This is a genomic window from Enterococcus sp. 9D6_DIV0238 (assembly GCF_002174455.2).
Classification (GTDB): domain Bacteria; phylum Bacillota; class Bacilli; order Lactobacillales; family Enterococcaceae; genus Enterococcus_L; species Enterococcus_L dunnyi.
On sequence record NZ_CP147246.1, the window covers coordinates 2,182,351 to 2,206,620 of the forward strand.

Below are 24,270 nucleotides of genomic sequence, written 5' to 3' on the forward strand. Positions count from 1 at the left end.
TTCTCCAGTCATATTGATTAATAGTTGATTGTTTGAGTTTCTTTTCCGTGTAACGGATAGGGTTGGTCATTTATTGTCAGTACAGTATCTTTAGACGCTGTAACTTGAACGGCTGTTTTATTCACAGTCAATTGATAATCGATTCCTTTGCGGGACAGATTAAAGGTCATCTCTGTCCAGTGTTCAGGCAGATTTGGTTTGATGGAAAGCTGTTCTTTTTTGATATCGATTCCAGCGTACGTAGTCAATGTGACATAGATCGTTGCAGCCATCACACCAGTATGAATACCTTCAGCAGTTGTTCCGCCTTGAATATCTTGATAATCCGAGTATAAGGCTTCTTGATATAGTTTCCATGAGAGATCATGGAACTTGACCTCTTCTGCGAGCTGGGCATGTACGATTCTTGAAAGAGTAGAACCATGAGATGTTCTGTTTAAATAGTATAAAAGATTTTTCTCTAGATAATCGGCAGGAAGCTCATAGCCTAATTCATCTAAGATTTCATCGATTTTTTCCTTATTTAGATTGTAAAACAGCATCAACGTATCCGCTTGTTTCGCAACTTTATAGTCATCCGGTGACTGACCTTCTGCTTTTAGAATACGATCCATTCGGTAAATATTACCGTAAGTTGCTTTTGCTTGTTCCCAATCGATTTCTTTTAAATCAAAATAGCCTTCATATTGCGCGATGATCCCATCTTCATTTATTTCGATCCCCAAGTGTTTACGGATATCTTTCATTTTTTCTAGATTTTCTTGTGTGATTCCTGTTTTAGTAAATAATTTCGCTTGTTCTTGCGTATTTAATAATGAAAGAATCGTTTCGATCTCTTCAAATAACCAGACAACCATCAAGTTGGTGTAAGCATTGTTTTTTAGGCCGCTTTCAGTACTGTCAGGATAGGCTTCATGAAATTCATCAGGACCCATGACTTTATCGATGAAATAACGGCCTGTTTCTTTATCGAATGTCGCTGCACTGCGCCAAAAATTCGCAATTTCCAGTAACATTTCTGCACCATATTCCTTGATAAATAGATCATCACCTGTGTTATTCCAATAGATCCAGACATTATAAGCAATCGCTAGTGAGACATGCCGTTGCAAAATACTATGATCTTCACCCCATTCGCCGTTTAGAGGATTCAAATGAAGCTTTTGTGTATCTTCACTACCGTCAAGTCCAGACTGCCAAGGGAACATGGCGCCTTCATAATTACTTTCGATCGCATTTTCTTTTGCCTTCCCTAAACGATTATACCGATACATTAACAACTGTTTCGCTGTTTGTGGGAAATGAAGAATATAAAACGGCAAAATAAAAATTTCATCCCAGAAGATATGACCACGGTATGCTTCACCATGCAAGCCGCGGGCGGTTACTGAGACATCCAGTTCATTGTTACTAAAAGGAGAAGCAGAAACTAGAAGATGATAGGTATGGATCCTTAGTAATTTTTGCGACATTAAATCGCCAGATACTTGAATATCAGATTTTTCCCACAATGATTCCCAAGCTTTTGTACTTTCAGCAAACTCAATATCAAAGGAAGTTGCCAATGGACTTGGTTGTTTGAAGCTTTGTTCAGCGATCGATGTAGTTACTTGAACATGCTTTTCAAGGGTATATTGCACATCTTGTTCAGCATAAAAAGTCATTGTTTGTTCGATCGTTTCTTCGTTCACTGTATTTGTAACTTCGTTGGCGGTAAAGAAATCGCCCATGATAGCAGAAGTTTGCTGAACATCGATTTTAGATTGATTCGTTTGGACCGTGATACTTGTTTTGTTCTGATCAGCAGCTAATTCAGTGATATGAAAATGTTTTGCTGTTAAATTACGATAGCGCTCAACGTTAAAATTATAGACAGAACCATCAGTCATTGTTTTAACAATGATCTTCTTAGAGAAATTGATCGGTTTGATCATGTACTTGATACTATAATTGTTCATTTTTGCCATATTGACGATCTTTAAAGCTGTAATTTCTAGCTGATGCTGCTGTGAATCTTCAATAAGCATATGAGCAGTGAACAACCCATTTTTTAAGTTTAAGTTTCTATGCAGAGCGTTTAGTTTTGAATGTTCTAAAGTTAGCCACTCGTTTGAACCTTCAACCTGAACACTGATATACTGGTTATTTGGTGTGTTGACAAAGTCTTCATTTTCAACGATTTGACCTGCAACTTCTGATTTTTCTTCATTATAAAGTCCAGCAATATAGGTTGCAGGATAGTGGTCTTTTGACAAGCTCATTTCTGGAGTTGTCCCGCGTAAACCCATAAAACCATTTCCGATCGTCAATAAAGATTCTACAGAATACTCTTCTTTACCTGGAGTATAACCAAAATAATCTAAATTCCAGCATAGCTGTTCTTTTTTTTCTTTGAATGCCTGTTCTAAATCATCTGCTGAAGCTGATTCTTCAGCGGTCAACACAGGGATGTTCAATGTTTCGGATAAAAGTTTGGTGATAGCTTCAGCTCCTGCGTTTAAAGGAGAGAGCTGAGGTTGTGCAGCATAAAATTCCGCAGACAATCCATCACAAACAGCACCAATGATCGTTGGGGATTTTTCTTTGATCTGCAGTGCTAGCGACTCAAATGATTGAGGAAAGATCATTGATGTAAGTGGCAGTGTGTGCTCCGATATAAGTTGGTCCATTTGTTTTTCCTGAACGGTCAAGTTGCTTTTAGTGAAGGTGAAAAGTAGAAAGTTCATAGTTGTCGCTCCTTAAAGAGTTTTCTTAACTTGTATAGACATGTTAGCGTTGTGTTCATTATAGTATGAAACGCTTGTAAATACAAGTGTGGTAATAGAAAAGAATTGCCTAAAATAAAAGGCTTAGTTACGGCAGATGCTATTTTTTTAAGGTGGAATATGCTATCATTTTGATTGAGTATCCTAGGTTGGAGGGCTGAAAGTGAACAAATTTCATGATATATTTTTAGAATTGGAAAAAGGTATTTTAGAAGGTGATTATCCGCCGGGAACACTATTACCAAGTGAGAATCAATTAGTTGAACACTATTCTGTTTCAAGAGAGACGATCCGCAAAGCATTGAACCTCTTGATCAATGCAGGGTATATCCAAAAGAAACAGGGCAAAGGCTCTATCGTATTGAATGTAAGAAAGTTTGATTTTCCGATTTCCGGAGTGATCAGTTATAAAGAGTTACAAAAAGCGCAGCAAATACATAGTGTGACAAAAGTAGTCGAATTGAAAGAAGAAAAAGTTGATGACGCTTTGGCACGCTTAACGGGCTGGAAAAAAGATGCAGCTGTCTGGCGCTTGGTACGGCAGCGGGAAATCGACGGAGAAGTTGTGATCATCGATATTGATTATCTTTTAAAAGAAATCATTGCAGAGCTTCCGGAAGAGCGTGCGGCAGATTCGATTTATGATTATTTTGAAAATGATCTGGGCTTAGAGATTAGTTATGCTCAAAAAGAGATTACAGTTGAAGCAGTGACAGAAAATGATCAGCGTTTGATGGACTTAAATGAGGACACATATATTGTCGTCGTCCGTAGTGTGGTCAGTTTGGAAGATACTCGTTGCTTTGAGTACACTGAATCTAGGCATAGATTAGATAAGTTTAAGTTTGTTGATTTTGCTAGACGAAGAAAAGCTTAAAAAGGTATGGATAGCTAGGGGATGACACGCTTTGTATGTAGGGATTATCTATTTTCTCGTGATTATATTCGCGAATACAGTTGGGGCTATTTCCGGTATGGGTGGCGGTGTGATCATCAAGCCGGTATTAGATGCTTTTCATTTTCACGCTTTAGCGGCAATCTCATTTTATTCTAGTGTCGCAGTCTTCACCATGTCCATCGTTTCGACATTAAGGCAATTAAAGAATGGATTGACGTTACGCGTTCAGATTGCTCTACTTGTTTCTTTGGGATCCGTTATTGGCGGTATTGCTGGAAATAGTAGCTTCGAATTTTTACTTAAGTGGTTCTCGGATGAGAAATATGTGCAGCTGATCCAGATTGTTTTAACGATCATGACGTTGCTGTTTGCCTTCATTTACACCAAATTTGGTAAGGAACGGACGCTGCAGTTGAGCCATTCTTTTTGGTATGTGATAACTGGAGTGTTTTTAGGATTTATTTCTACATTATTAGGGATTGGCGGAGGACCGATCAATGTTGCTCTGTTGATGTTATGCTTTGGTATACCGATCAAAGAAGCGACTGTTTATTCGATCATTACGATTTTCTTTTCACAAGCCGCGAAGTTAATAACGATCGCACAAGGAAGTGGTTTCGGACGTTTTGATTTGAGCTTGTTGCTTTATGTGATTCCTGCGGCAGTCATTGGTGGTTTTATAGGAGCACTGATCAGTGGAAAAGTCTCCTCTGAACGAGTGACTCAGATTTATCAAGTAGTGATTTTACTTGTGTTACTGTTGAATGTTTGGAATGGGTTTCGCTTATTTATCTAAGGAAGAAAAACAGTTAAAGCTTGTCAGCAACAGGTTTTAGGTGTTTTTTCTATTTATGCTATAATTATTTTAGATAAAAAAAGGAGGATTGAAATGAAAAAAATTGTTAAGGTTATACTGTGGGCTGGTTTGGTATTTTTATTAGTGGGATGTGCATCCAATACAGCCGAAAATATTGAAGTGAATGATGATAAGGTTCCATCTGTTTACTCAGTGATCGGAGAGAAAAAAATCGTTGGTACAAATAGCGAAGTGAAAAATAAAGTACGAATGACAACACTGACGTATAAAGCAGGCAGTATCAGTGAAAAAGAATTACAAAAGTATATCGAGTATTTAAGAGAAAAAGAGGGTTACGTGTATACATTAGATTCTAAACAAACAGAAGAAGGTACGTTGATTCAATTAGGCAAAGAGTCTAAAACAAAAGGGAATATCGTTTTGGTAGACTTTTTGTATCCAGCGATGGACAGTGAAAGCGTGAAGATCATGTATCGCTCAGGTTCAGGATCACTAAAAATGAATGAATAAAGCAAGGGGCTAAGAGATGAAGTATCACGTAAAGGATTTTTCAGAGCTGACGACAAAAGAGTTCTTTGAGATTGCTAAGTTGCGGACTGCAGTTTTTGTGGTCGAGCAGAATTGTCCGTATCAAGAGATCGATGATATCGATGAGCATGCACTGCATACGTGGTTGCAGGAAGAGAAGGATATCGTTGGTTATACACGAATCATCGATAATGGTGAGACGGTATCTTTTGGTAGAGTGCTGATCGATCCTAATTATCGAAAGCATGGGTTAGGAAATCTTCTTTTAGAGAACACGCTAAACGTGATTTCAGAAAGATATCCAGAGAAACCGATCATTATTGGGGCTCAGGCGCATCTGACCGATTTTTATGGTGGATTTGGCTTCAAAGAAATTTCAGAGGTTTATTTGGAAGATGATATTCCTCATGTGAAGATGAGAAAATAAAAATGCCGATGGAATCTGTAGAAACTTCAAGCAGTTAGAATTATTAGAGTGGGCTGACCACTCTTTTTTTTATGCCCATATCCTAATCACTTTATGCATTGACAGTAGATATAAGCTAGCTGAGTCAAAATTATTCCATTTAATGAGCAATAACCATAAATGAATTGAAACTTTTATCGCACTTTTTTGCACTAATATTATGAAAGGAGCAAAAACCGTGGTAAAAATGACAACTGAGATTCTAGAATTAGTAAAAAAAGCGAGAAAGGGAGATGATAACGCGTTCGAGAAACTTTTAAAAGATCAATATGAATACATTTATCGGACAGCTTATCATTATGCTGAATCTGAATTTGAGATTCTAGATATTATTCAAGAAACTACTTCCATAGCCTATCAAGGATTACGAAAGCTTAAAAATGATCAATATTTTTATACTTGGTATATTCGAATATTGATCAGAACGGCGTATAAAATGAGAAGTAAAACTAAAAAAATAGTAATAGAAGATGAGACGTCACTGGTAGCGGATATTGATTATAGTAACGAAATAGAACAAGAGATAGATTTAAATGATTCCTTCAATAAAATTGAACGAAAGTATGCAGATGTCTTGCAACTCTATTACTATCAAGATTTTACGATTCAAGAAATAAGTAATATTCTAGAAATTCCATCTGGAACAGTAAAAACAAATCTATCTAGAGGTAAGCAAAAATTAAAACAAATATTAGGAGGAGATTATTTTGAAAAATGATACTAAAAATCTAATCACAAAAATTAATTCTAGTATAGATGTTCCAAAAGAGAGTACCTACAATGCTATAGAAGAAGGAGTGTCCCTCGGAAAGCGCAAACGAAGAAAAATAAGATATCTATTTGTAGTTAAGTTAGTTACAGTAATGTGCCTCGCGGTCATTATAATGTTTAGTTCCCCAGTAACCAATGCAATCGAAGCTATATTTGGGGCAAAGCAAACAAAAGAAACGTATGGAGAGACCAGTGAGACAACACCTAAAAAGATTGAGTATAACGGCAACAGTGAAGAGTATAAAATGATCAAACCGATCAAACTAGAAAAAAATACTAAAATTACTCAAAAATTATTAATGGATTACGCATGGGTCCCTTTGTTGCCTTCTGAATCAGGTGAACTTCAAATGGATGTAGTCGAATCAGAGGTCATTGTTCATAGATTTTATCGAAATGAGATTGGTTTATCGTATCTTAATGTACAAACAGGTCAAGAAACTCTCGAAGCGGACAAAATCTATTCTAATGATAAAGGTGAACCGATAAACGACTATAAAAAGCCTGATGAAATTAAATACAAACTAGTGGGAAATGTATTAGAACAACAAATAGTATTTGTTAATTCTTCTTCTGAATCAGATAAAGGCTATATGGAATTAAGTATAGTAGATGGATTTCTTGTGATGTTTCCAAAGGACGAATATGATCATAAGAAGGAAAGGCAAGTGATCATGCAACCCGTTGAGATAATGTCTCACTAGCAGTTTATTCTCTTCTAAAAGAAATCACACGAATTTTGGCTCCAATATTAAAACAAGCTGCAGTTTTAAAAAAGGTCACCAAAGAAAACTCCGTTATTCTTAAAAATGATTTGCATAATTGGAGCCAATGTTCTTCTTGCTAATGGTAGTAGCCTTAATTTACTATAATAGTAACTGATTCGATCGTAGTGATTCAAGAGTGGAAGAGAGCTTATATTCAGTGTTGGGAACTTATTCGAGATTTTCTAAAAACGATCATAAAAAATATAAAGGTAGGTTTACACATGGAAAATAAGGTGCAAGAAATATTGATCTACAAACTGAAGGAAAATACAGGACATGAATTTCATAAGATTATGACCGAAGAGAGCGTTCCGTTGCATAAACGTAAAGGGCTTAAAATAATATATTGTGCAAAATCGTTACACGATGTAGATTCCTATTGTCTAATAAGAGAATTTGATAGCTTAGAACAGTTGGAACGATCTCAAGAAAAATTTTATAGTGATGATGATTGGGTAAATGGTCCTAGGGAAAAAATAGTCTCTTTAATAGTGAGTAGTAGCAGATTTATTTCAAAGAAAGGCTTTATGAGTTGAGTGAGTTTCAAAAATGATTTACGACATATAAAAAGACCTCTAAAAAGTTAAAGGTTTGATTTAACTCTTTAGAGGTCAGCAAAGTATCTGCCAATTTTTTTAGGTATTTAATGATTCATTGCTCGTTGGTGATTCTTTACTAGAACCTGATGTTTTTTCAGCATTTTGTGCAGCTAGTAAATCACGGATCTGCTCAAGGTAATCTTCACTCGTAAGCAGGATCTCTTCTGTCTTATCTGCTTCAGCCTCTGGTTTTTTCTTCATTCGATTCGCAGCTTTCACGATTAGGAATAATACAAACGCAGTAATTAAAAAGGTAATAATAGCACTGATCACATCACCGATTTTAAAAGGTACACCCTTGACTGAAAAGACTAAAGCACCTAATGCATCATCAGCACTTTGTTTGCCTGTAGTCATGACAAAAACTAGACTAACTAGAGGTGTGATCAACCCATCAACGACTTTTGTGACGATGGCAGTAAAAGCAGAACCGATCACGACCCCAACGGCTAAATCAAGGACACTGCCGCGCATAATAAATTCTTTAAATTCTTTGATCATAAGATCATCCTCCCTTTCTCAAATCCAGTATACAGAAAAAATGAAAAATTTTGAAATGAAAGACTCTTACATCAAGGAAACACTACAGAGCTGTGCTATAATTGAATAGATGCGGAAAATCTTAAAAAAAGGTTTAAAAACAGCCAGATGATTGTATTTCATGCTGGGCTTTATTATGATGAAAAAACAAAGAGGAGCTGACAAGATGCCGATTGCATTAGCACAAGGAGTCAACTTACATGTTGTCCCAACAGAAAAATATAAGACGGTACGTATTTTGGTTCGTTTCAATACGCGTTTAAATAAAGAAACAATCACTAAACGAACACTTTTATCTAGTTTATTAGAAACAAATAGCCTGAATTATCCTGATCAGGTGAAATTAAGCGGTAAGTTAGCAGAATTATACGGAGCTAGCTTTGGAATCAACGTCAACAAAAAAGGTAATCTGCACTGGCTGAATGTTTCAATGAATTTTGTGAATGATCGTTATTTAGAAAATACGCATGTTTTAGAAGATGCAGTTGATTTTATCAAAGAAATCATCTTCTACCCAAATATCATTGATGGTAAATTTGAAGCTGAAACGTTTCAGCGGGAAAAGGAAAATTTGCTTGCCTATTATGAAAGTGTTTCAGAAGATAAACAAGTCTATTCTTCTTTAGCACTGCAAAACCTTTATTTTAGCCAATCAGCGGATCAAAGAATCCCTAGCTTTGGAACGCGTTTTGATTTAGAACTCGAAACGGCTGAAAGTCTCGCAGCATATCACGAGCAAATGCTCAAGGAAGATCAAGTCGACATTTTTGTTTTGGGAGATGTGGATGAAACAACGGTTGCCGCTCTTTTCAAAACGTTACCTTTTGAAGATCGCAGTGCTGGTAAAGCAGATATTTTCTATACGCAACCCTCTAGAAATGTGATCGAAGAACGGTCAGAACAAGAAAAATTAGCACAGTCCAAACTAAATTTAGGCTATCACACGGATATTTTTTATGGGGACGAAAATTACTTTGCTTTGCAGATTTTTAATGGTGTTTTTGGAGGCTTTCCACATTCCAAGCTATTTATGAATGTACGTGAAAAAGAAAATCTTGCCTATTATGCCTCAAGCAGTATCGATACATTTCGTGGTTTTTTAAGTGTCCAAACAGGGATTGATGGTAAAAACCGGAATCAAGTACTGCACTTGATCGCACAGGAATTAGAAAATATTCGTCAAGGAAATGTGACTGAGCTTGAAATCAAACAAACGAAAGCGATGCTGAAAAACCAATATTTACTTTCTTTAGACAACGCTGGAGCTGTCTTGGAAACGGAGTATCTGGATGATTTGATCCCTCATTTACGTTTAGAAGACGACGAATGGATCCGTCGCATGGAAGCTGTCACGTTAGCAGATGTACAACGAGTGGCTAAGCGAATCCAGCTGCAAGCTATTTTCTTTTTGGAAGGAGAAAAAACGGATGCATAAAAAAGAATACCCTCAAATCAACGAAGTTCTCTATACAGAAATCTTAGAAAATGGGCTAACAGTCTATCTGCTTCCGAAACAAGACTATAATAAGACGTATGGTTTATTCACAACAAATTACGGATCGATCGACAATGAATTTGTACCGCTTGGGCAAGAAAATTTTGTCAAAGTTCCTGATGGGATCGCTCATTTTCTTGAACATAAAATGTTTGAAAAAGAAGACGGCGATGTGTTCCAACAATTTGGCCGTCAAGGTGCATCTGCCAATGCTTTTACGAGCTTTACGAAAACCAGCTATCTTTTTTCAACGACAGATCAAGTGGAACTGAACTTGAAGACATTACTTGATTTTGTTCAGGAGCCTTATTTTACAGAAGAAACGGTCGAAAAAGAAAAAGGCATCATCGGTCAGGAAATCCAAATGTATTTGGACGATTCAAACTGGCGCTTGTTTTTCGGCATATTAGGTAACTTATACCCTAAACACCCGCTCCATATCGATATCGCTGGGACTGTTGAAAGCATCGATGAAATTACTGCGGAGGATCTTTATACTTGCTACAACACATTTTATCATCCAAGTAACATGTCGTTATTTGTCGTTGGTAAAATGGAACCGGAAGAAATGATGACCTTTATTCGCGAGAATCAAGCAGAAAAAACATTTGCGCAAGCAGTACCGATCAGACGTCACTTTCCAAAAGAAACAGCAGAAGATATCCTAAAGGAAAGTTCGATCGAAATGCCGATCAGTCGTTCAAAAGTGATTGTTGGGCTAAAAGGGCTGGATGAGGTACCTGTAGAGGGCAAAGCGTTACTGAAATACAAACTAACAGCGAATTTATTGCTGCAATTATTATTCGGAAACACGTCTCAAAACTATTTGACTTTGTATAACGAAGGTCTTTTGGACGACAGCTTTGGTTACGAATTTAGCTTAGATCGAAGTTTCCATTTTGCTGATTTTGGCGGCGATAGTGATTATCCTGAGCAATTGGCAGAGCGAATTGAAGAAATTCTGTTGACTGTTGCTCAAAGTGAGGAATTGACAGAAGAAAATCTTTCTTTATTGAAGAAAAAAATGATCGGTAAGTATTTCCAATCGCTAAATTCACTTGAGTATATTGCCAATCAATTTTCACAATCACTTTATGGAGAAACGACATTGTTCGATACACCTGAAGTTATTGAAAGCATTCAATTATCTGATATAAAAGAGCTGGCTGAAAAATTCATTGATCAAAAAGGCTTGAGCCGGTTTTATATGCACCCAAAGAAATAATGAAAGAGTAAGCAGAAGTGATTTCCTCGTACTAGAAACTAGGAGTCGAAATATTTCTATCTTAAACAAAAAAAGTCCGATATTTCGTTAAAAACTTTCAAAAATGTTATCCTCATCAGTATTTTTTTGTGGTATTCTTAAAAGAGTTGAATAATCGAAAAATGTGACTATTTCACTAAGCGATTTACTACTAAAAGTCAATAAGACAAATCGAAACGCTATAAAAAGAGTGAATGTGGACAAAGCAATCCCTTCACCAATACCAAAAGAAACGATCGATAAATTAGAGAGACTGGAGAAGATGGACGAGTGGCCAGCGTAAATATAGGAAAAAAATTAAGAGATGCAAGGCTTCAGCGCAATATGTCTTTAGACGAGCTGCAGCAAATTACAAAAACACAAAAACGCTATTTGATAGCAATTGAAGAAAATGACTTTGACTCAATGCCGGGCACTTTTTACGTGCGTGCGTTCATTCGCCAATATGCTAGTGCAGTTGGTTTAGACGGAAATGAATTAGTTGAAGTTTATGATGGAAAAACGGAAGCAGCAGCAGCGGAATCATCGATTCAGTATGAGACACTTGATGAGTCACGTACGCAGATGTATGATGAAGAAAGCTCATTTAAACGCTTTACACGTAGTTTGCCGGCAATTATTTTTTCTTTGATCGGTCTAGCGATCGCAGTTGTTGTTTTTTATATTACCTGGCAGGACCGTCAGGCAAATCCAATCATTCAAAAGCCGGATACTGCGATAATCAGAGAATCTTCGTCTGATTCTAGCACTGAGTCAAGTCAGGCACCTGTTTCAAGTACGACAGAATCATCTTCTACAACTAGTTCTAGTTCGTCAGAACCTAAAGAACCGACAGTAGTCAGCTTTTTGGGTGAATCGGGTACAACTGTAAATATGAGTGCGACAAATGCTGCGACGCCGACTAAACTTGATTTTTCAGCAATTATAGCTCCTTGCTGGGTTGGTGTATATATCCCAACAGCTGAAAATAATGACAATGGTTATTTCTTCCAACAAACAGTTCAGCCAGGCCAAACACAATCTGTAGAGATTCCAGAGGGAACCACTCAGTTTACGATCAGTTTGGGTGCTTCTGAGTACATGGAATTTAAAGTAGATGGACAAGCTGCTGTATTCAATCCGAATAATACAGGCATTGGTCCTAGAAATATCAACATGAGTCTTGAGTATGCACAAACACAGCAATCGTCACAGTCATCAGAACAAGTTCAACAAACACCGCCAGCATAATAAAAGAAGGCTGGTTCAATAGAATGAGCGGGAAGAATTTACAGAAGAGCTAAAGCTCATCGTAGATGTTTTCTCGCTCATTTATTGAAATCGATGACGGAGAGAATAGATAAGTTATTTATGAAATGACTTTTTTCGTGACAGTCGTCATTAGATACCGTAAAATGAGTAGGAAAAGAGAGGGGCAATAAGCATTGAATTTACCAAATAAATTAACTGTTCTTAGAATTTTTATGATTCCGATTTTTATTATTATTGTTAGTGTTCCGATGGATTGGGGCACGATTACTTTTGGAGGAGCATCGTTAGCGATCACTCAGCTGGTTGGTGCTGTGATTTTTGCAGTTGCTAGTATCACAGATTGGCTAGATGGAAAAATTGCTCGTTCACGTGGGTTAGTAACAAACTTTGGTAAGTTTGCAGATCCATTGGCTGATAAAATGTTAGTGATGACAGCTTTTATCGTGTTGGTTGCACAGCAAAAAGCACCAGCCTGGGTCGTTGCGATCATTGTTTGTAGAGAGTTAGCAGTTACTGGCTTACGTCTATTGTTGGTTGAAGGCGGCGAAGTGATGGCCGCAGCCTGGCCTGGTAAAATCAAAACAGCGACGCAAATGGTGGCGATCATTCTATTATTGATCAATAATATTCCATTTACGGCTATTGGCTTGCCAGTTGATTTAATCATGCTATACATCTGTTTGATCTTTACAATCTATTCAGGTGTTGATTATTTCGTAAAAAATGTAGATGTTTTTAAAGGATCAATGTAAAAAAGTAAAGATAAACCAGAATGAAAAACCAGACTTTTTGCTCTTTTTTGAGCGGAAAAGCTGGTTTTTTCTTTTTTATAAAAAATATTTTTAGCTCTAAAATGTATATATATCAGTAGTTAGAGCATTTTTCGAAAAACTTTTGACTATTATTTATAAAATAATAGTTTACTTTTCTAAAAAGAGTGGTTATAATCTGTGTATCGGAACTATTATTTTATGAACAGTAGTATTCGAACGAAAAATAAATTGGAGGAATCAATAATGAACAAATTTGTAAAAGGTTTACTAGTTGCTGGGGTAGCGTTATCAATTGGAGGAGCAGGATTTACAGCTGTAACAACTCAAGCACATGCAGCTTCAGTTCAATCTGCAGATACAACTGCAAAAATCAACGCATTGATCCAAGAAAAACAAGAAGTGATCAATAAGAAGAAAGTTAGCAGAAATAGTTTAGAACAAAAAGCTTTGGGCATCCGTCTAGGCGAAATCGAACGTGAGATCCAAGCATTGAAAAATGGCAGTTCAACAGGTGGTTCAACTGGAAGCACAACAACACCATCTACACCTGCTAATGATACAGCAGCAAAAATCAACGCATTGATCCAAGAAAAACAAGAATTGATCAACAAGAAAAAAATCAGCACGAACTGGCAAGAACAACAAGCACTAGGAATTCGTATCGGTGAAATCGAACGTGAAATCCAAGCATTGAAAAACGGCAGCTCAACAGGTAGTTCAACTGGAAGTTCAACAACACCATCTACACCTGTAGAAGATAATGCAGCAAAAATCGCAGCATTGATCCAAGAAAAACAAGAATTAGTAAACAAGAAAAAAGTTTCTCGTGATAAAAACGAGCAAAAAGCATTAGGTAAACAAATCGATGCAATCGAAAAAGAAATCAAACAATTGAAGAAAAACAAATAATATCTTTTAAACAGACTTACTAAATTTCAACTTTCTTACCCGAATTTGTGTGAATATAATAAAAAGTAACTGTTCGTTAAGTCATTTTGACGAAGAGAAAAGTGCAATTACCATAAAAAGTAACTGCGTCAGACTGTAGACAAAGTCCCGAAAAAGGGATGATGTCTACAGTTTTTTTATATTCAACATATTGATAGCGTTTTAAAAAAGGCGAGAAAGAAATGATGTCAAAACGCCCAATAAATGTAAGGGATCAATTTGTATTGATCGTCTATTGAATTGGTTGTTAATCAATATGGAAAAAAAAGTTGACTAATAGAGTATTTGATGTTAATGTTATTGAAAATAAATTAATGAAAGGAAGTGCTTTGTTTGAAAAAATTAATTTTTAGTATTGTTTGTAGTGGTTTTCTATTTGTGGTCATAGGAAATGACCTCATCACAGAAGCTGTTGAACCAGAAATTATTAATGAAGTAGCAGTAGGTTTACTGCCTGAGGATGATGAATTTTATTATGTTATTGATGACAATTCAGGTATTCAGTCTAGAACATGGGCAAAAACACAGAGCTATAAAATCAAAAATGGTAGTAGAACATACTTAGGTACATATACTACAAACAGAAAATCCACAATAGGCGTAAAAGTTACTGCTGGCCCAGTAGTTGTGAACTTGAAAAATGAATACTCTGAAAGTGGAAAATTTAAAAAATATAAACAGAATTGTACTATTACAGTAAAGTACAAGAGATATAGAAAAGTTGATAACAAATATGTTGATACTAAGACGGTAACTTCAAATACTTCATACACTGATTACGTAAGAATTTAAGAGAAGCTGATGAATATACAGATTTACAAGATAATCTATATTGCGATATATCTATTTATTAAAAAATTTATCCCAGCCGTAGGAGCAAGTTGGGATATTTTTGATAGTAATATTGTCCTTTTTCAGAATTTATTTTTAGCAGTGTTAGGTTTTTTATTTTTTAAACAAGATTTACTTAAGGGGTTAAAAAATGCTCGCACTAAAAAAATGTTTGGATTTGTGATAGGAATAACCTTTATAATGTATTTAATAGACATTTCATATGCAATGTTACTGTCTAAGCCAGTTATAATTCGATACTATTCTTACGGATTCTTAGAAATTTTACAATCAAGTATAATTATTCCTTTCATAGAAGAGCTTGTATAGGTACTGCTTTATAAATTTGAAAGGAAAGATAAGTGTTCAATTTTTATGTATTATTTTATCAAGTATTTTATTTTCAACTGGTCATTTAGCAAGTGTAAATTATAATTTAATTTCACTTATTCCAGTATTTGTTTCAAGCTTATTTTTAAGTTATGTTTATCTCCACAAAAGAAATATATGGTACAATATATTTTCTCATTCATTATATAACTTTTTAATTTTTGTTTATGCTTATATTTTTGCTTTAAACTGATACTTGTAGTTTTTTAGCGTTAATTTTGAATGGAAATCAAATGTAGATTATGACGAGTATCCAACTTTAAAGTACGAAAGTATCATGATGAAAATCATGGTGCTTTTTTGTTAAGGGAGAGTCCAATAGAGTTGCTTAAAATAAAAGTTTAGGATAAAGGATTTATCTATCCTATTTTGTCTATAAAAATATCTTTTCCAAAAACATTCGTTTTTGCTAGTTAAATAATATTCACTATACTTTAATTATGGTGTGATTTTTTAATACCATAATTAAAGTATGAGAAGGAAGAAATTTATGAATTTAGATGAGTTAGGGCTGATGACTTTCCTAGAGTAAGTGAACGTTGGAACAAAGAATGCTCATATGCTTATCAGCAATACAAAAAACATTCTAAAAAATTTTATCTGAGAAGAATAGATGAAGTAGAGATTATGAGCGGTGGCCAATTGGTTTATTATGGTCAAGATATTTTATTAGAATCGTATTCTGAAGAGGCCGAATTCGTAAAATGTGTGATTGACTTGTCAATTATGACAATGGAAATAGTTTGCAAAAATATTATAGTAAAAGAGATTGACATGAAAGATGTATCATTTTTGTGGAATGATAAGAATAAAAAAAATTTGTAAATAACATTTCTAGATAGAACAAATTGAGAGCAAAATAAGGTCTCTTTGATAAGAATAGCTCAATCAAAGTGAGGAGATAACTAAGAGTTGAAATTAATAACTTTTTAGTGATAGTGGCTTTAAGATTATTGTCTGATTTTAAAAATGCAAAACGCAGTTGTCATAAAAAGCAACTGCGTTTTGCATTTTCTATCATTTAAAGCCAAGGTCCAACAATCAATGTATAAATACTTAGACCAACTCCCGCAAGAGCTAAAAGAACGCCTAAGATCAATAAAGGATTGAATTTTTTAGCACTTCCTGCGGCAGGTTCCTTTTTAAATAATTTTGATAAAGCCATGAATAGTAAGCCTAAAATAATCAACAAACCATTTACGAAGAAAGTCGATAGTCCATTCTTTTGGTTCGCATTTTTTAAAAAGGTTGAATGTTGTAGAGCTTTTAATTTTTTAGCATACTGGAATTCAACACTTGGGGCAGAAATTGTAGAAGATACTTGGCTAAGCCCATTATCAAAAGTCACTTGATTGGCAGACAAGGTAAAATTCGGCTGTGTTTCTTTTTGGATCACACCATAGAGGTCTTGTGTCAAGATAACGTCCTCCTGATCGATGGTTTGCTCTCCTTTAGCTAGCAGCTGCTTATATTCATAAGTTGAAAAAGCACGGTCAAAAATGGCGTTACCAAAGGCATGACGTTGTAGTTCGCCGTTTTGATCTTCCCAGTCACCGACACCGAGGATCACTTCGATCAGACGTGTTTCACCGCGGACAGCAGTTGCTGCATAGTTGAAGCCGCCAGTTGGGCTTGATCCAGTTTTTAAGCCATCTGCGCCTTCGTAACCGTAAGCAAGTCCTGGTAAAGAGTAGTTATGATTTTCCAGCACTTCAGCGTAAGGTGTGTTTTCCATGATCGTGATTTGGGTGGGGCTTGTATATGTCACTGTTTCTGGATATTCCTTCAACAAATGATAGCTTAAAATCGCCAAATCACGTGCAGTTGAAACATTGTCTGCATTTTGATCGATGCCAGCGGGATTGTAATAGCCATTGAATGAAGCTGTGTCAGCACCGCTACAGTTATAAAACGTCGATTTAGTCATACCTAGCTCTTTTGCTTTATCGTTCATCATATGGATGAATTTTGCTTCGTCATTTGCTGTGACCAGGTTTGCGAGCATCACCGTGGCAACATTTGAGGATTGTACCATTACAGCATAAAGTAAATCGCGAACAGGATAATCGACGCCAGAGACAATATTATTATTGCTCAACTCATAGATTTGTGAAATCGCCTGATCACTGTCTGTTGCTTTGACCGTCGTATCTAAAGTGAATTTTCCTTGGGCGATTGCTTCAAAAACAAGATAAGCAGACATCAATTTAGCGATACTGGCAGGGTTCCAAGCAAGATCAGGATTATCTTCCCATAAAACCTGTCCCGTATGAGCTTCGATCACAATGGAGGCTTTAGGCTTATAATAATCGCTTGTTTCGTAGCCAGCATTTTGGGTGATCGTCAATATATCTTCTTCCGCATAAGCATCTACAGCAGCAAAAATACTTGCAGCATAACCAAAGACTAAAAGCAGAGTGCTTATCCTTAATAAAATTGTTTTTTTCTTCATAATAAATATAAACATCCTTTGTTATTCCTCCGGTTCAGCTAAAAGCGACCGAATATTTTTAAATGTCATTCTAATTGGAGCCTGAATTTTCTTTTTTCTAAATTATGTGTGTTCAAAAATGTATTGTAACAGATTTTACTTCTTGTTGTCCGAAAATAAATTTTTTTTTAGAAAAAGGACAACATAATCGTGCAGACAATCGATTCTATTTTTTTCAATATAAAACATCACTAATTTATGTGCGAAATCACTCTTTATTATGCCCACAAAACTCTCTTTCTTACCAACAATATGTAAAATATTATAAAAGTAACTATTTTCATTTTACGTGAAAATGAATGAAAGAGATACGTTTTTGGGCGATTTTTAATAAAAAGTAATGATTGCAGGAAACTAAGCTCCTCCTTTATTTTTTTGCTATAGGTACTTTAACGAACGATTCCTCGAAAAAAGTAATTTCCAGTTAAGTTTGGTATACTTTAAAGAGATGGAGGTGCTGTTGATGAAAATTGAAACGATGGTTGCATCTGAATGGCATAACTTTGCCGCTCAGGTAGCTGAAAGTCGCCAATTGTTCCCTTTATTTGAGACACATTCTTCAGCAAGAGAAGTATTTACTAGAAGTGTGCGTAAGAATACTGGACATGCTTATGTTGCTTATGCCGGGAAAGTTCCCTATCTATTTATAATGACTGAATCAGAGCGGGTAACCAATTTACTGCTGCTTCAGGAAACGGTAAAAACAGGTTGGTCGTCTATTTTCACAGTGATCGAGCACTTATTTAAACGGACGTTTCAGGGATCAGCCAGCTTTCATTTTCCACATCATCTTACACTTCATTTAAAAGAGCTCTTTTTAATGCATGGATATAAAGAGATAGAGGAGAATCGTTTTAGTAAGGTGCTGGACTATCATACAAGCTTAGTGTTAGGTGGCGGCGGTGCTAGAGGGGCATATCAGATCGGTGTTTGGCAAGCGGTGAAAGAATTAGAGATACCGATCGAACTTATTACTGGAACCTCTGTCGGGGCATTAAATGGAGCGTTGATCCTACAAGGGGATTTTGAAGCGGCTAAAAAGATGTGGGAAGAAATTGACACTAAAAAGATTTTAGCTTTTCCCGTCAATAAAACCACTAATGATACATTTGGTGGTGTGCTTAGTCAGGTAGGAGCCTTCACGATAAATGCGATTCAAACAAAAGGTGTGTCTACAAAACCCTTACAAGAATTGATCCGGGATACTTTTTCTGCGGAAAAAATGCAGCAGGTGAGTACTGATTTTTATTTAGTGACCACAGAGCTGCCGAACTTTCAGGAAAAAGTGATCCGGTTTAACGGGAAGCAACAATCCAAATGGCAAAATTGGCTTTTAGCATCAGCCTCCTTTTTCCCAGCCATGGCCGCGGCCGAAATAGCAGATAAATACTATGTTGATGGGGGTTACCGCAACAATATTCCAGTGGATGTTGCTATCGAACATGGAGCAACAGAATGTATCATTGTTGATGTCAAGGGGCCAGGTATCACGAAGCCTGTAAAAATTCGTGATGAAATCACCTGTCTGACTTTACAGACACCTTGGTCAATGGGGGCAGTGCTTTTATTTGATGGTGCACGCTCTGTTCAGAATATTAAGCTGGGCTATTTGGAAACGATGAAAATAATCGGGGAAAAGTATAAAGGTCATTGGTATACTTTTGATGAGACATTCGATAGCCTAATACAGTTTCAGCAACAGTTTTTTACGTATATCAAAGAGACCTATCAGCTGAAATTATGGCTGTCAGTTGAACAAAAAAATAAGATCTGTAAGAAAATGCGTAAAGTTTATAAAGACAGGGTGTTCACTGAAAATATTGGGTTAGTGTTAGTGGAGTTGTTAGCAAAAAATCAGGGAATCTCTGCGGCCAAGCTTTATACGATCGAAGAAATGATCGGAATTTTACAGCAGAAAAAAGAAATGAAGACTGATTTAGTTGAGACGATCGGTATGATTTCAGTACAAGAATGGCTGAAAAAGTATTATGATGATTATTTTTTATTATCTGAGAAGCAGCAATTAGCCGCACTAACCAGTTTACTTGCATCAAATGAACAGGAAAAAGCACAATGGTTAGCAACTTTAGTGGATAAACTGCCTGTTCAAGTATTACAATTATTGATGATCGAATTTATTCAAACAAGGAGTGGTAAATAATGGCACAAGAATTTTCATATGAAATCGTAGAAGAAATCGCCGTACTATCTGAAAATCAAAAAGGTTGGCGTAAAGAATTAAATTTGGTCAGCTGGAACGGACGCCCGCCAAAATTTGATTTAAGAGATTGGTCTGCGGGTCATGAGAAGATGGGAAAAGGTATCACCTTGACCAACGAGGAGTTTGAAGCCCTATCTAATGCAATAAAATCTATGTAGGAAGGACACCCTGTCAATGAAAAGTATGACTGGATTCGGAAAAGAAACATTCTTAAATGATCGCTATCAAATCGATGTAGAGATCAAGAGCGTCAATCAACGCTTTTTAGATATCCAATTACGGATGCCTAAAGAACTCAATCCGCATGAAATGGCGATTCGTCAGTTAATGAAGCAAACATTACAGCGTGGTAGAGTAGAAGCATATATCACTATCAAACAAACAGGTAGTAGTAATCAAGAGGTACAAGTTCATTGGAAACTGATTCATCAGCTGTTAAGTGAAATTGAACAGGAGTTATCTGCTACATACCCAAAAGCGATTTTTGAACCTGGTAGAAGTATTGAACAGCTGCTAAACAATCCTGATTATGTTGAAGTAACAGAAAAACAGGAGGCTGACGAAGCGTTCGGCACACTTGTCTTAGAAATCGTGAAACAAGCAGTAGAGAAGATCGATGCTAGTCGACTGCAGGAAGGACAACAAATTCAGCAAGTACTAACTGGTTATGGGCAGGAATTTATCAAGTTAGTCAAAGAATTGACTGGATTTGTCGATGTCTATGAAAAAGACTATCGAGAAAAGTTTGAAGCCCGCTTAAATGATTGGCTAGGTACTCAAGTCGATGAAAACCGTCTATTGACTGAAATGGCGATTCTTCTTGAAAAAGGGGATATCCATGAGGAGTTGGATCGCTTAATGATCCATATCGACAAAATGCAGACACTATTATTGCAGGAAGAGCCTGTTGGTCGAGAGCTAGATTTTCTGATCCAGGAAATGAACCGTGAAGTCAATACGATCGGTTCGAAATCAAGCCCGATCGAGATCAAGAACATTGTGGTTCAGATGAAGACGATCCTAGAGAAAATTCGTGAACAAATTCAAAATATCGAATAAGATAAATTTTTGGTGATTAAGCCAATTAGCAGTATAATGAAGAAGAGGTGAAAGTGTATGTCGAATTACTATGATGTTACTTTCCATGAATTAAGTGGGAAGTCTGTTGTAAAAAGAGAAATTATATCAGAAAAAGACACGTTTGATGTCTGGCAGGATGCTTGTGAGTCGTTTACAGATGAGATGCTGAATATCCGAATCAATGAAGATACTTTCGTATCATTGAATCGTCGTTTTGTTGTTCGAATCGATGTAGAGGAAGTCGAAGGACCTGTAGACAAACAAATCAAACGCCATGACGAAATCATGGGTGTTGTGAACACATTGTCAAATATGGGCTTTTAAGGCATAAAAAAAATCCTATAAGAAAAGAGGATGGGACAGAAGTGTTCAACTCCGAGAAATAAGAAGAAATTCACGAAAATTGTTCTTCAAATTTTTGTGAATTTTAGCTTATTTCCGAAGGAGTTACTTCTGCTTCCACCGTTTATTCGTTTTCAAAGGGACTGGGGTGTAACTCGTAGAGTTATGTCCCAGCCCCTTTTTCTAATGATCCCAAGAGATAAAATGGTCAAAAGGACATACGGCAACATAAGAAGAGCCCGATCCACTTTTTCTCTGGATATTCCAGTCTATAAAAAGAACCAAACGCTGACAGCGCCAATGATAAAGAGAAAGCCGAAAATGACGAATGAACGAGTCATAAACGTACCTACTGTACGACTACCCCGTCGTGGTCCTGAAACACGTTTTCTACATAAGCGGGAAAGCACAAAGAATAGCACCCCTAAAAAGGTCATACTGCCGCTGATCCAATAGTTGATTTTATCTTTCTCAAACGGGAAGAGGGAGGTTTTCGTTTGTTTTTGCTGTCTCTTAGTCTTTTCTTGAACGGCCGTTTGTTTTTCTTGGTAGCTGACAGTTTGAACGGGTAGTTTTGGAGAAACTTGTCCCAATTCGCTTGCAAGGCTCAAGGCACCATTTTCTGTGATGAAGTGAGGTTCGGTTCCTTTTTTTACGAAACCGTAAAAATCCTGCTCCAAAGTGATTTCTTTTTGATTGACTGTATTCGGACCTTTGTTCAGCAATTTTTTATACTCGTAAGCAGAAAAGGTATTATCTAAAATGGCATTTCCAGCAATGTGACGTTCATATTCTCCTTCTTGATCTGACCAATCACCAACTCCTAAAATAACTTCAATGAGACGAATCTCTCCTTTTTTTGCGGTAGCAATATAGTTGAAGCCGCCTGTTGGACTTGAACCGGTCTTCAGCCCGTCGACTCCTTCATAGCCATATTTAGCACCTGGTAAAGAATAATTATAGGTTTCAAATGTTTCTTCGTAGGGTGTATTTTCCATCGTTGTGACTACAGGTTTGCTTGTGAACTGCAGTGCATCGGGATACTTTTTGATTAGATGATAAGCTAAAATAGCCAAATCACGTGCAGTTGATTTGTTATCGCCATCAGGATCGATTCCAGTTGCTTGGTAATATCCGTCAAAAGCACTGATTTGTGCGCCGCTACAGTTAAAATAAGTCGTATTCTCCATACCTAACTCAGCTGCCTTTTCATTCATTCGATGAATGAAGCTTGTTTCATCACCATCAGCTACTAGATTTGCCAGCATCAATGTTGCGACATTTGAAGAAGGAACAGCGATCATGGTCAGCAAATCTCGAACAGGATATTCAACGCCTAAAGAAATTTTGTTATTGCTCAAAGCGTAAAGCTGAGAAATATTTACATATTTTTCTGTAGCTGTGACAGTGGTATCTAGTGAGAATTTACCTTGTTCCATTGCTTCAAATGCTAAGTACATGGTCATGACTTTCGCGATACTTGCCGGACTCCAAGATAAATCAGGCTGATCTTCCCATAAGATTTGTCCAGAGCCGGCGTCGATAACGATCGAGGCTTTTGGCCGATAGCCGTCCTTGATAGGATATTTAGGATTTTCTGTAAAATCTGTTTCGTTAGTGACAGCTTCCACTGTTTGCTGGAAAGTTCCAATCAAAAAGCAAAGGAGCAATGAGAAAAAAATGATTAGAGGTAATTGTTTTTTGGGCGTAAGCATGGTGTAATTCCTTTCTTATTTTTGTTATATAATAAAGGTGGGTTATTCTGTTGTTTCAATGCATATTATATTCATTTTACTAGAAAAATGGGGTTCATGCATACTTTTTTTGAGAATTTAGAAAGTCATTTAAAAATTTTTAATCAATCTATGTTTTTTTATCTAGTGCAGAGAAATTGTCTATATGAGGAAAAATATCTTTTTCTTAGCAAACCTTAATCATAAAGTCTTGAAAATTATGGGAAAAAAGTGCATTATAGAACTAATACTTTATTAATTGCTGGCATTTGCTAGTATAATGCTAAATTGTCTAGCTATATGAACAGAGTTTGTATAGTTTTTAATGAAAGGAAGTCATCATGTCAGAGCGTGGATTATTAATTGTACTATCAGGACCTTCTGGAGTGGGGAAGGGCACCGTACGTAAAGCAATTTTTGATAGTGAAGAGAATGATTTTCAGTATTCAGTTTCTATGACGACCCGTCAAATGCGGGAAGGAGAAGTGGAAGGTGTCGACTACTATTTCCGAACGAAAGAGGAATTTGAAGCGATGATCGAAGCAGGTGAGATGCTGGAGTATGCCCAATATGTAGGGAATTACTACGGGACACCGCTATCTTACGTCAATCAAACGCTGGATGAAGGAAAAGATGTCTTTTTAGAAATCGAGGTTCAAGGAGCCGAACAGGTCAAAGAGAAAGTGCCGGATGGTGTCTTTATTTTTCTAACGCCGCCAGATTTAGCAGAACTAAAATCACGAATCGTCGGACGTGGGACAGATGCTCATGATGTGATCGAAGAGCGCATGCGTGTTGCTCGTGAAGAAATCGAAATGATGGCATTATATGATTATGCAGTTGTAAATGACGAAGTACCCAAAGCTGTAAAACGCATCAAGGAAATTATTGCGAGTGAACATTTTCGTGTTGATCGAGTAATTGGCAAATATATTAAAATGTTGAAGGAGATGTAGCCTCATGATGTTAAAACCATCTATTGACTCATTATTGAAAGAAGTACCATCAAAATACTCACTAGTGATCTTAGCGAGTAAACGTGCGCACGAATTAGACGAAGGAGCACAGCCAACACTGGAAAGCTTTGAATCAGTAAAAAGCGTTGGACAAGCACTTGAAGAAATCGATGCAGCAACAGTGATCAATGATCCTAGACCAGAAGAGAAGCGTGAAAGAATGCGTCTAGCAAAAGAAGAACAAAAAATGAGACATGAACAAGAACAAAAGGAACTTGAAAATCGTATTCGCGAAGAGAAAAGTCTTTAATATACCTAAACTTAAAAATAAGTTTCAAGATTAA

Annotated in this window: 25 protein-coding genes and 1 pseudogene; 22 read left to right on the top strand and 4 right to left on the bottom strand. The window is 36.4% G+C overall.

The annotated features are described in order from the left end of the window. Positions 1–17 precede the first annotated feature (17 nt). Positions 18–2,726, bottom strand: coding sequence for a glycoside hydrolase family 65 protein (locus A5889_RS10140; protein ID WP_087641779.1), 2,709 nt, complete (start codon positions 2,724–2,726; stop codon positions 18–20). Positions 2,727–2,928: 202 nt separating this feature from the next. Here A5889_RS10140 and treR point away from each other — a divergent pair, with 202 nt between their 5' ends. The 7 genes from treR to A5889_RS10175 all read left to right on the top strand — a co-directional run bounded on the left by treR (position 2,929) and on the right by A5889_RS10175 (position 7,548). Next, positions 2,929–3,642, top strand: coding sequence for a trehalose operon repressor (treR, locus tag A5889_RS10145; protein WP_087641780.1), 714 nt, complete (start codon positions 2,929–2,931; stop codon positions 3,640–3,642). Positions 3,643–3,673: 31 nt separating this feature from the next. Continuing rightward, positions 3,674–4,459 carry a sulfite exporter TauE/SafE family protein gene (locus tag A5889_RS10150; protein ID WP_087641781.1) on the top strand — a complete coding sequence of 262 codons (786 nt, stop codon included), beginning with the start codon at positions 3,674–3,676 and terminating at the stop codon, positions 4,457–4,459. Between the two features lie 93 nt (positions 4,460–4,552). Further along, the gene (locus A5889_RS10155) at positions 4,553–4,990 is read left to right on the top strand and encodes a hypothetical protein (RefSeq protein ID WP_087641782.1); all 438 of its coding nucleotides are present in this window, start codon (positions 4,553–4,555) and stop codon (positions 4,988–4,990) included. 16 nt (positions 4,991–5,006) lie between these two features. Next, positions 5,007–5,435 (top strand): GNAT family N-acetyltransferase, encoded by a 429-nt coding sequence (locus A5889_RS10160; RefSeq protein WP_087641783.1) that lies wholly within the window; start codon positions 5,007–5,009, stop codon positions 5,433–5,435. A 226-nt stretch (positions 5,436–5,661) separates the two neighbouring features. Then, positions 5,662–6,192 carry a sigma-70 family RNA polymerase sigma factor gene (locus A5889_RS10165; protein WP_242585433.1) on the top strand — a complete coding sequence of 177 codons (531 nt, stop codon included), beginning with the start codon at positions 5,662–5,664 and terminating at the stop codon, positions 6,190–6,192. Continuing rightward, entirely contained in the window at positions 6,182–6,949 is a 768-nt protein-coding gene (locus A5889_RS10170; RefSeq protein WP_087641785.1) for a hypothetical protein, read from the top strand. The genes A5889_RS10165 and A5889_RS10170 overlap by 11 nt, the downstream gene beginning before the upstream one ends. A gap of 284 nt (positions 6,950–7,233) precedes the next feature. Next, complete coding sequence (locus A5889_RS10175; RefSeq protein WP_087641786.1) at positions 7,234–7,548, top strand: NIPSNAP family protein; 315 nt, start codon at positions 7,234–7,236, stop codon at positions 7,546–7,548. A 99-nt stretch (positions 7,549–7,647) separates the two neighbouring features. On the opposite strand, the gene mscL is transcribed toward A5889_RS10175, so the two are convergent. Next, entirely contained in the window at positions 7,648–8,112 is a 465-nt protein-coding gene (mscL, locus tag A5889_RS10180) for a large conductance mechanosensitive channel protein MscL (RefSeq protein WP_087641787.1), read from the bottom strand. 205 nt (positions 8,113–8,317) lie between these two features. Here mscL and yfmF point away from each other — a divergent pair, with 205 nt between their 5' ends. The 8 genes from yfmF (at position 8,318) to A5889_RS16490 (ending at position 15,296) form a co-directional block, all read left to right on the top strand. Beyond that, complete coding sequence (yfmF, locus tag A5889_RS10185; RefSeq protein ID WP_087641788.1) at positions 8,318–9,586, top strand: EF-P 5-aminopentanol modification-associated protein YfmF; 1,269 nt, start codon at positions 8,318–8,320, stop codon at positions 9,584–9,586. Further along, positions 9,579–10,871 carry an EF-P 5-aminopentanol modification-associated protein YfmH gene (yfmH, locus tag A5889_RS10190; RefSeq protein ID WP_087641789.1) on the top strand — a complete coding sequence of 431 codons (1,293 nt, stop codon included), beginning with the start codon at positions 9,579–9,581 and terminating at the stop codon, positions 10,869–10,871. The genes yfmF and yfmH overlap by 8 nt, the downstream gene beginning before the upstream one ends. 309 nt (positions 10,872–11,180) lie before the next feature. After that, positions 11,181–12,140, top strand: a complete 960-nt coding sequence (locus A5889_RS10195) for a helix-turn-helix domain-containing protein (RefSeq protein WP_087641790.1) — start codon at positions 11,181–11,183, stop codon at positions 12,138–12,140. A gap of 194 nt (positions 12,141–12,334) precedes the next feature. Next, a complete protein-coding gene (gene pgsA / locus A5889_RS10200; protein WP_207114597.1) occupies positions 12,335–12,913 on the top strand; it encodes a CDP-diacylglycerol--glycerol-3-phosphate 3-phosphatidyltransferase in 579 nt (192 codons plus the stop codon). Positions 12,914–13,177: 264 nt separating this feature from the next. Beyond that, entirely contained in the window at positions 13,178–13,843 is a 666-nt protein-coding gene (locus A5889_RS10205; RefSeq protein WP_087641793.1) for a hypothetical protein, read from the top strand. A gap of 372 nt (positions 13,844–14,215) precedes the next feature. After that, complete coding sequence (locus A5889_RS10210; RefSeq protein WP_087641794.1) at positions 14,216–14,674, top strand: LMxysn_1693 family intestinal colonization protein; 459 nt, start codon at positions 14,216–14,218, stop codon at positions 14,672–14,674. Positions 14,675–14,683: 9 nt separating this feature from the next. Beyond that, positions 14,684–15,043, top strand: a complete 360-nt coding sequence (locus tag A5889_RS10215; protein ID WP_339087769.1) for a hypothetical protein — start codon at positions 14,684–14,686, stop codon at positions 15,041–15,043. A 16-nt stretch (positions 15,044–15,059) separates the two neighbouring features. Then, complete coding sequence (locus tag A5889_RS16490) at positions 15,060–15,296, top strand: type II CAAX prenyl endopeptidase Rce1 family protein (protein WP_422389700.1); 237 nt, start codon at positions 15,060–15,062, stop codon at positions 15,294–15,296. An 828-nt stretch (positions 15,297–16,124) separates the two neighbouring features. Here the strand turns inward: A5889_RS16490 and A5889_RS10220 are convergent. Beyond that, on the bottom strand, positions 16,125–17,555 hold the full coding sequence (locus A5889_RS10220) for a DUF1958 domain-containing protein (RefSeq protein ID WP_087642061.1): 1,431 nt from the start codon (positions 17,553–17,555) through the stop codon (positions 16,125–16,127). A 502-nt stretch (positions 17,556–18,057) separates the two neighbouring features. On the opposite strand from A5889_RS10220, the gene A5889_RS10225 reads away from it, so the two are divergent. The 5 genes and pseudogenes from A5889_RS10225 to A5889_RS10245 all read left to right on the top strand — a co-directional run. Continuing rightward, entirely contained in the window at positions 18,058–19,755 is a 1,698-nt protein-coding gene (locus tag A5889_RS10225) for a patatin-like phospholipase family protein (RefSeq protein WP_087641796.1), read from the top strand. Then, a complete protein-coding gene (locus A5889_RS10230) occupies positions 19,755–19,973 on the top strand; it encodes a YdbC family protein (protein ID WP_087641797.1) in 219 nt (72 codons plus the stop codon). Before A5889_RS10225 ends, A5889_RS10230 begins: the two co-directional genes overlap by 1 nt. Positions 19,974–19,989: 16 nt before the next feature. Further along, complete coding sequence (locus tag A5889_RS10235; protein ID WP_087641798.1) at positions 19,990–20,874, top strand: YicC/YloC family endoribonuclease; 885 nt, start codon at positions 19,990–19,992, stop codon at positions 20,872–20,874. Between the two features lie 57 nt (positions 20,875–20,931). Next, positions 20,932–21,219, top strand: a complete 288-nt coding sequence (locus tag A5889_RS10240; RefSeq protein ID WP_087641799.1) for a hypothetical protein — start codon at positions 20,932–20,934, stop codon at positions 21,217–21,219. A 30-nt stretch (positions 21,220–21,249) separates the two neighbouring features. After that, positions 21,250–21,369: pseudogene (locus A5889_RS10245) on the top strand (DUF3788 domain-containing protein); the annotation flags it as partial. Between the two features lie 137 nt (positions 21,370–21,506). Here the strand turns inward: A5889_RS10245 and A5889_RS10250 are convergent. After that, positions 21,507–22,952: a DUF1958 domain-containing protein gene (locus A5889_RS10250; RefSeq protein WP_087641800.1), complete on the bottom strand. Its 1,446-nt coding sequence runs from the start codon at positions 22,950–22,952 to the stop codon at positions 21,507–21,509. A gap of 359 nt (positions 22,953–23,311) precedes the next feature. On the opposite strand from A5889_RS10250, the gene gmk reads away from it, so the two are divergent. After that, complete coding sequence (gene gmk / locus A5889_RS10255; RefSeq protein WP_087641801.1) at positions 23,312–23,926, top strand: guanylate kinase; 615 nt, start codon at positions 23,312–23,314, stop codon at positions 23,924–23,926. Between the two features lie 4 nt (positions 23,927–23,930). Beyond that, complete coding sequence (gene rpoZ, locus A5889_RS10260; RefSeq protein WP_176372880.1) at positions 23,931–24,236, top strand: DNA-directed RNA polymerase subunit omega; 306 nt, start codon at positions 23,931–23,933, stop codon at positions 24,234–24,236. The last annotated feature ends 34 nt before the right edge of the window (positions 24,237–24,270 follow it).

What these genes read in the sequence shown, in the direction of transcription:
- A5889_RS10140 (WP_087641779.1), bottom strand. Translation starts at nt 2,726, where the DNA reads ATGAACTTTCTACTTTTCACCTTCACTAAAAGCAACTTGACCGTTCAG.
- A5889_RS10155 (WP_087641782.1), top strand. Translation starts at nt 4,553, where the DNA reads ATGAAAAAAATTGTTAAGGTTATACTGTGGGCTGGTTTGGTATTTTTA.
- A5889_RS10160 (WP_087641783.1), top strand. Translation starts at nt 5,007, where the DNA reads ATGAAGTATCACGTAAAGGATTTTTCAGAGCTGACGACAAAAGAGTTC.
- A5889_RS10165 (WP_242585433.1), top strand. Translation starts at nt 5,662, where the DNA reads ATGACAACTGAGATTCTAGAATTAGTAAAAAAAGCGAGAAAGGGAGAT.
- A5889_RS10175 (WP_087641786.1), top strand. Translation starts at nt 7,234, where the DNA reads ATGGAAAATAAGGTGCAAGAAATATTGATCTACAAACTGAAGGAAAAT.
- mscL (WP_087641787.1), bottom strand. Translation starts at nt 8,112, where the DNA reads ATGATCAAAGAATTTAAAGAATTTATTATGCGCGGCAGTGTCCTTGAT.
- yfmF (WP_087641788.1), top strand. Translation starts at nt 8,318, where the DNA reads ATGCCGATTGCATTAGCACAAGGAGTCAACTTACATGTTGTCCCAACA.
- yfmH (WP_087641789.1), top strand. Translation starts at nt 9,579, where the DNA reads ATGCATAAAAAAGAATACCCTCAAATCAACGAAGTTCTCTATACAGAA.
- A5889_RS10205 (WP_087641793.1), top strand. Translation starts at nt 13,178, where the DNA reads ATGAACAAATTTGTAAAAGGTTTACTAGTTGCTGGGGTAGCGTTATCA.
- A5889_RS10215 (WP_339087769.1), top strand. Translation starts at nt 14,684, where the DNA reads ATGAATATACAGATTTACAAGATAATCTATATTGCGATATATCTATTT.
- A5889_RS10220 (WP_087642061.1), bottom strand. Translation starts at nt 17,555, where the DNA reads ATGAAGAAAAAAACAATTTTATTAAGGATAAGCACTCTGCTTTTAGTC.
- A5889_RS10225 (WP_087641796.1), top strand. Translation starts at nt 18,058, where the DNA reads ATGAAAATTGAAACGATGGTTGCATCTGAATGGCATAACTTTGCCGCT.
- A5889_RS10230 (WP_087641797.1), top strand. Translation starts at nt 19,755, where the DNA reads ATGGCACAAGAATTTTCATATGAAATCGTAGAAGAAATCGCCGTACTA.
- A5889_RS10235 (WP_087641798.1), top strand. Translation starts at nt 19,990, where the DNA reads ATGAAAAGTATGACTGGATTCGGAAAAGAAACATTCTTAAATGATCGC.
- A5889_RS10240 (WP_087641799.1), top strand. Translation starts at nt 20,932, where the DNA reads ATGTCGAATTACTATGATGTTACTTTCCATGAATTAAGTGGGAAGTCT.
- A5889_RS10250 (WP_087641800.1), bottom strand. Translation starts at nt 22,952, where the DNA reads ATGCTTACGCCCAAAAAACAATTACCTCTAATCATTTTTTTCTCATTG.
- gmk (WP_087641801.1), top strand. Translation starts at nt 23,312, where the DNA reads ATGTCAGAGCGTGGATTATTAATTGTACTATCAGGACCTTCTGGAGTG.
- rpoZ (WP_176372880.1), top strand. Translation starts at nt 23,931, where the DNA reads ATGATGTTAAAACCATCTATTGACTCATTATTGAAAGAAGTACCATCA.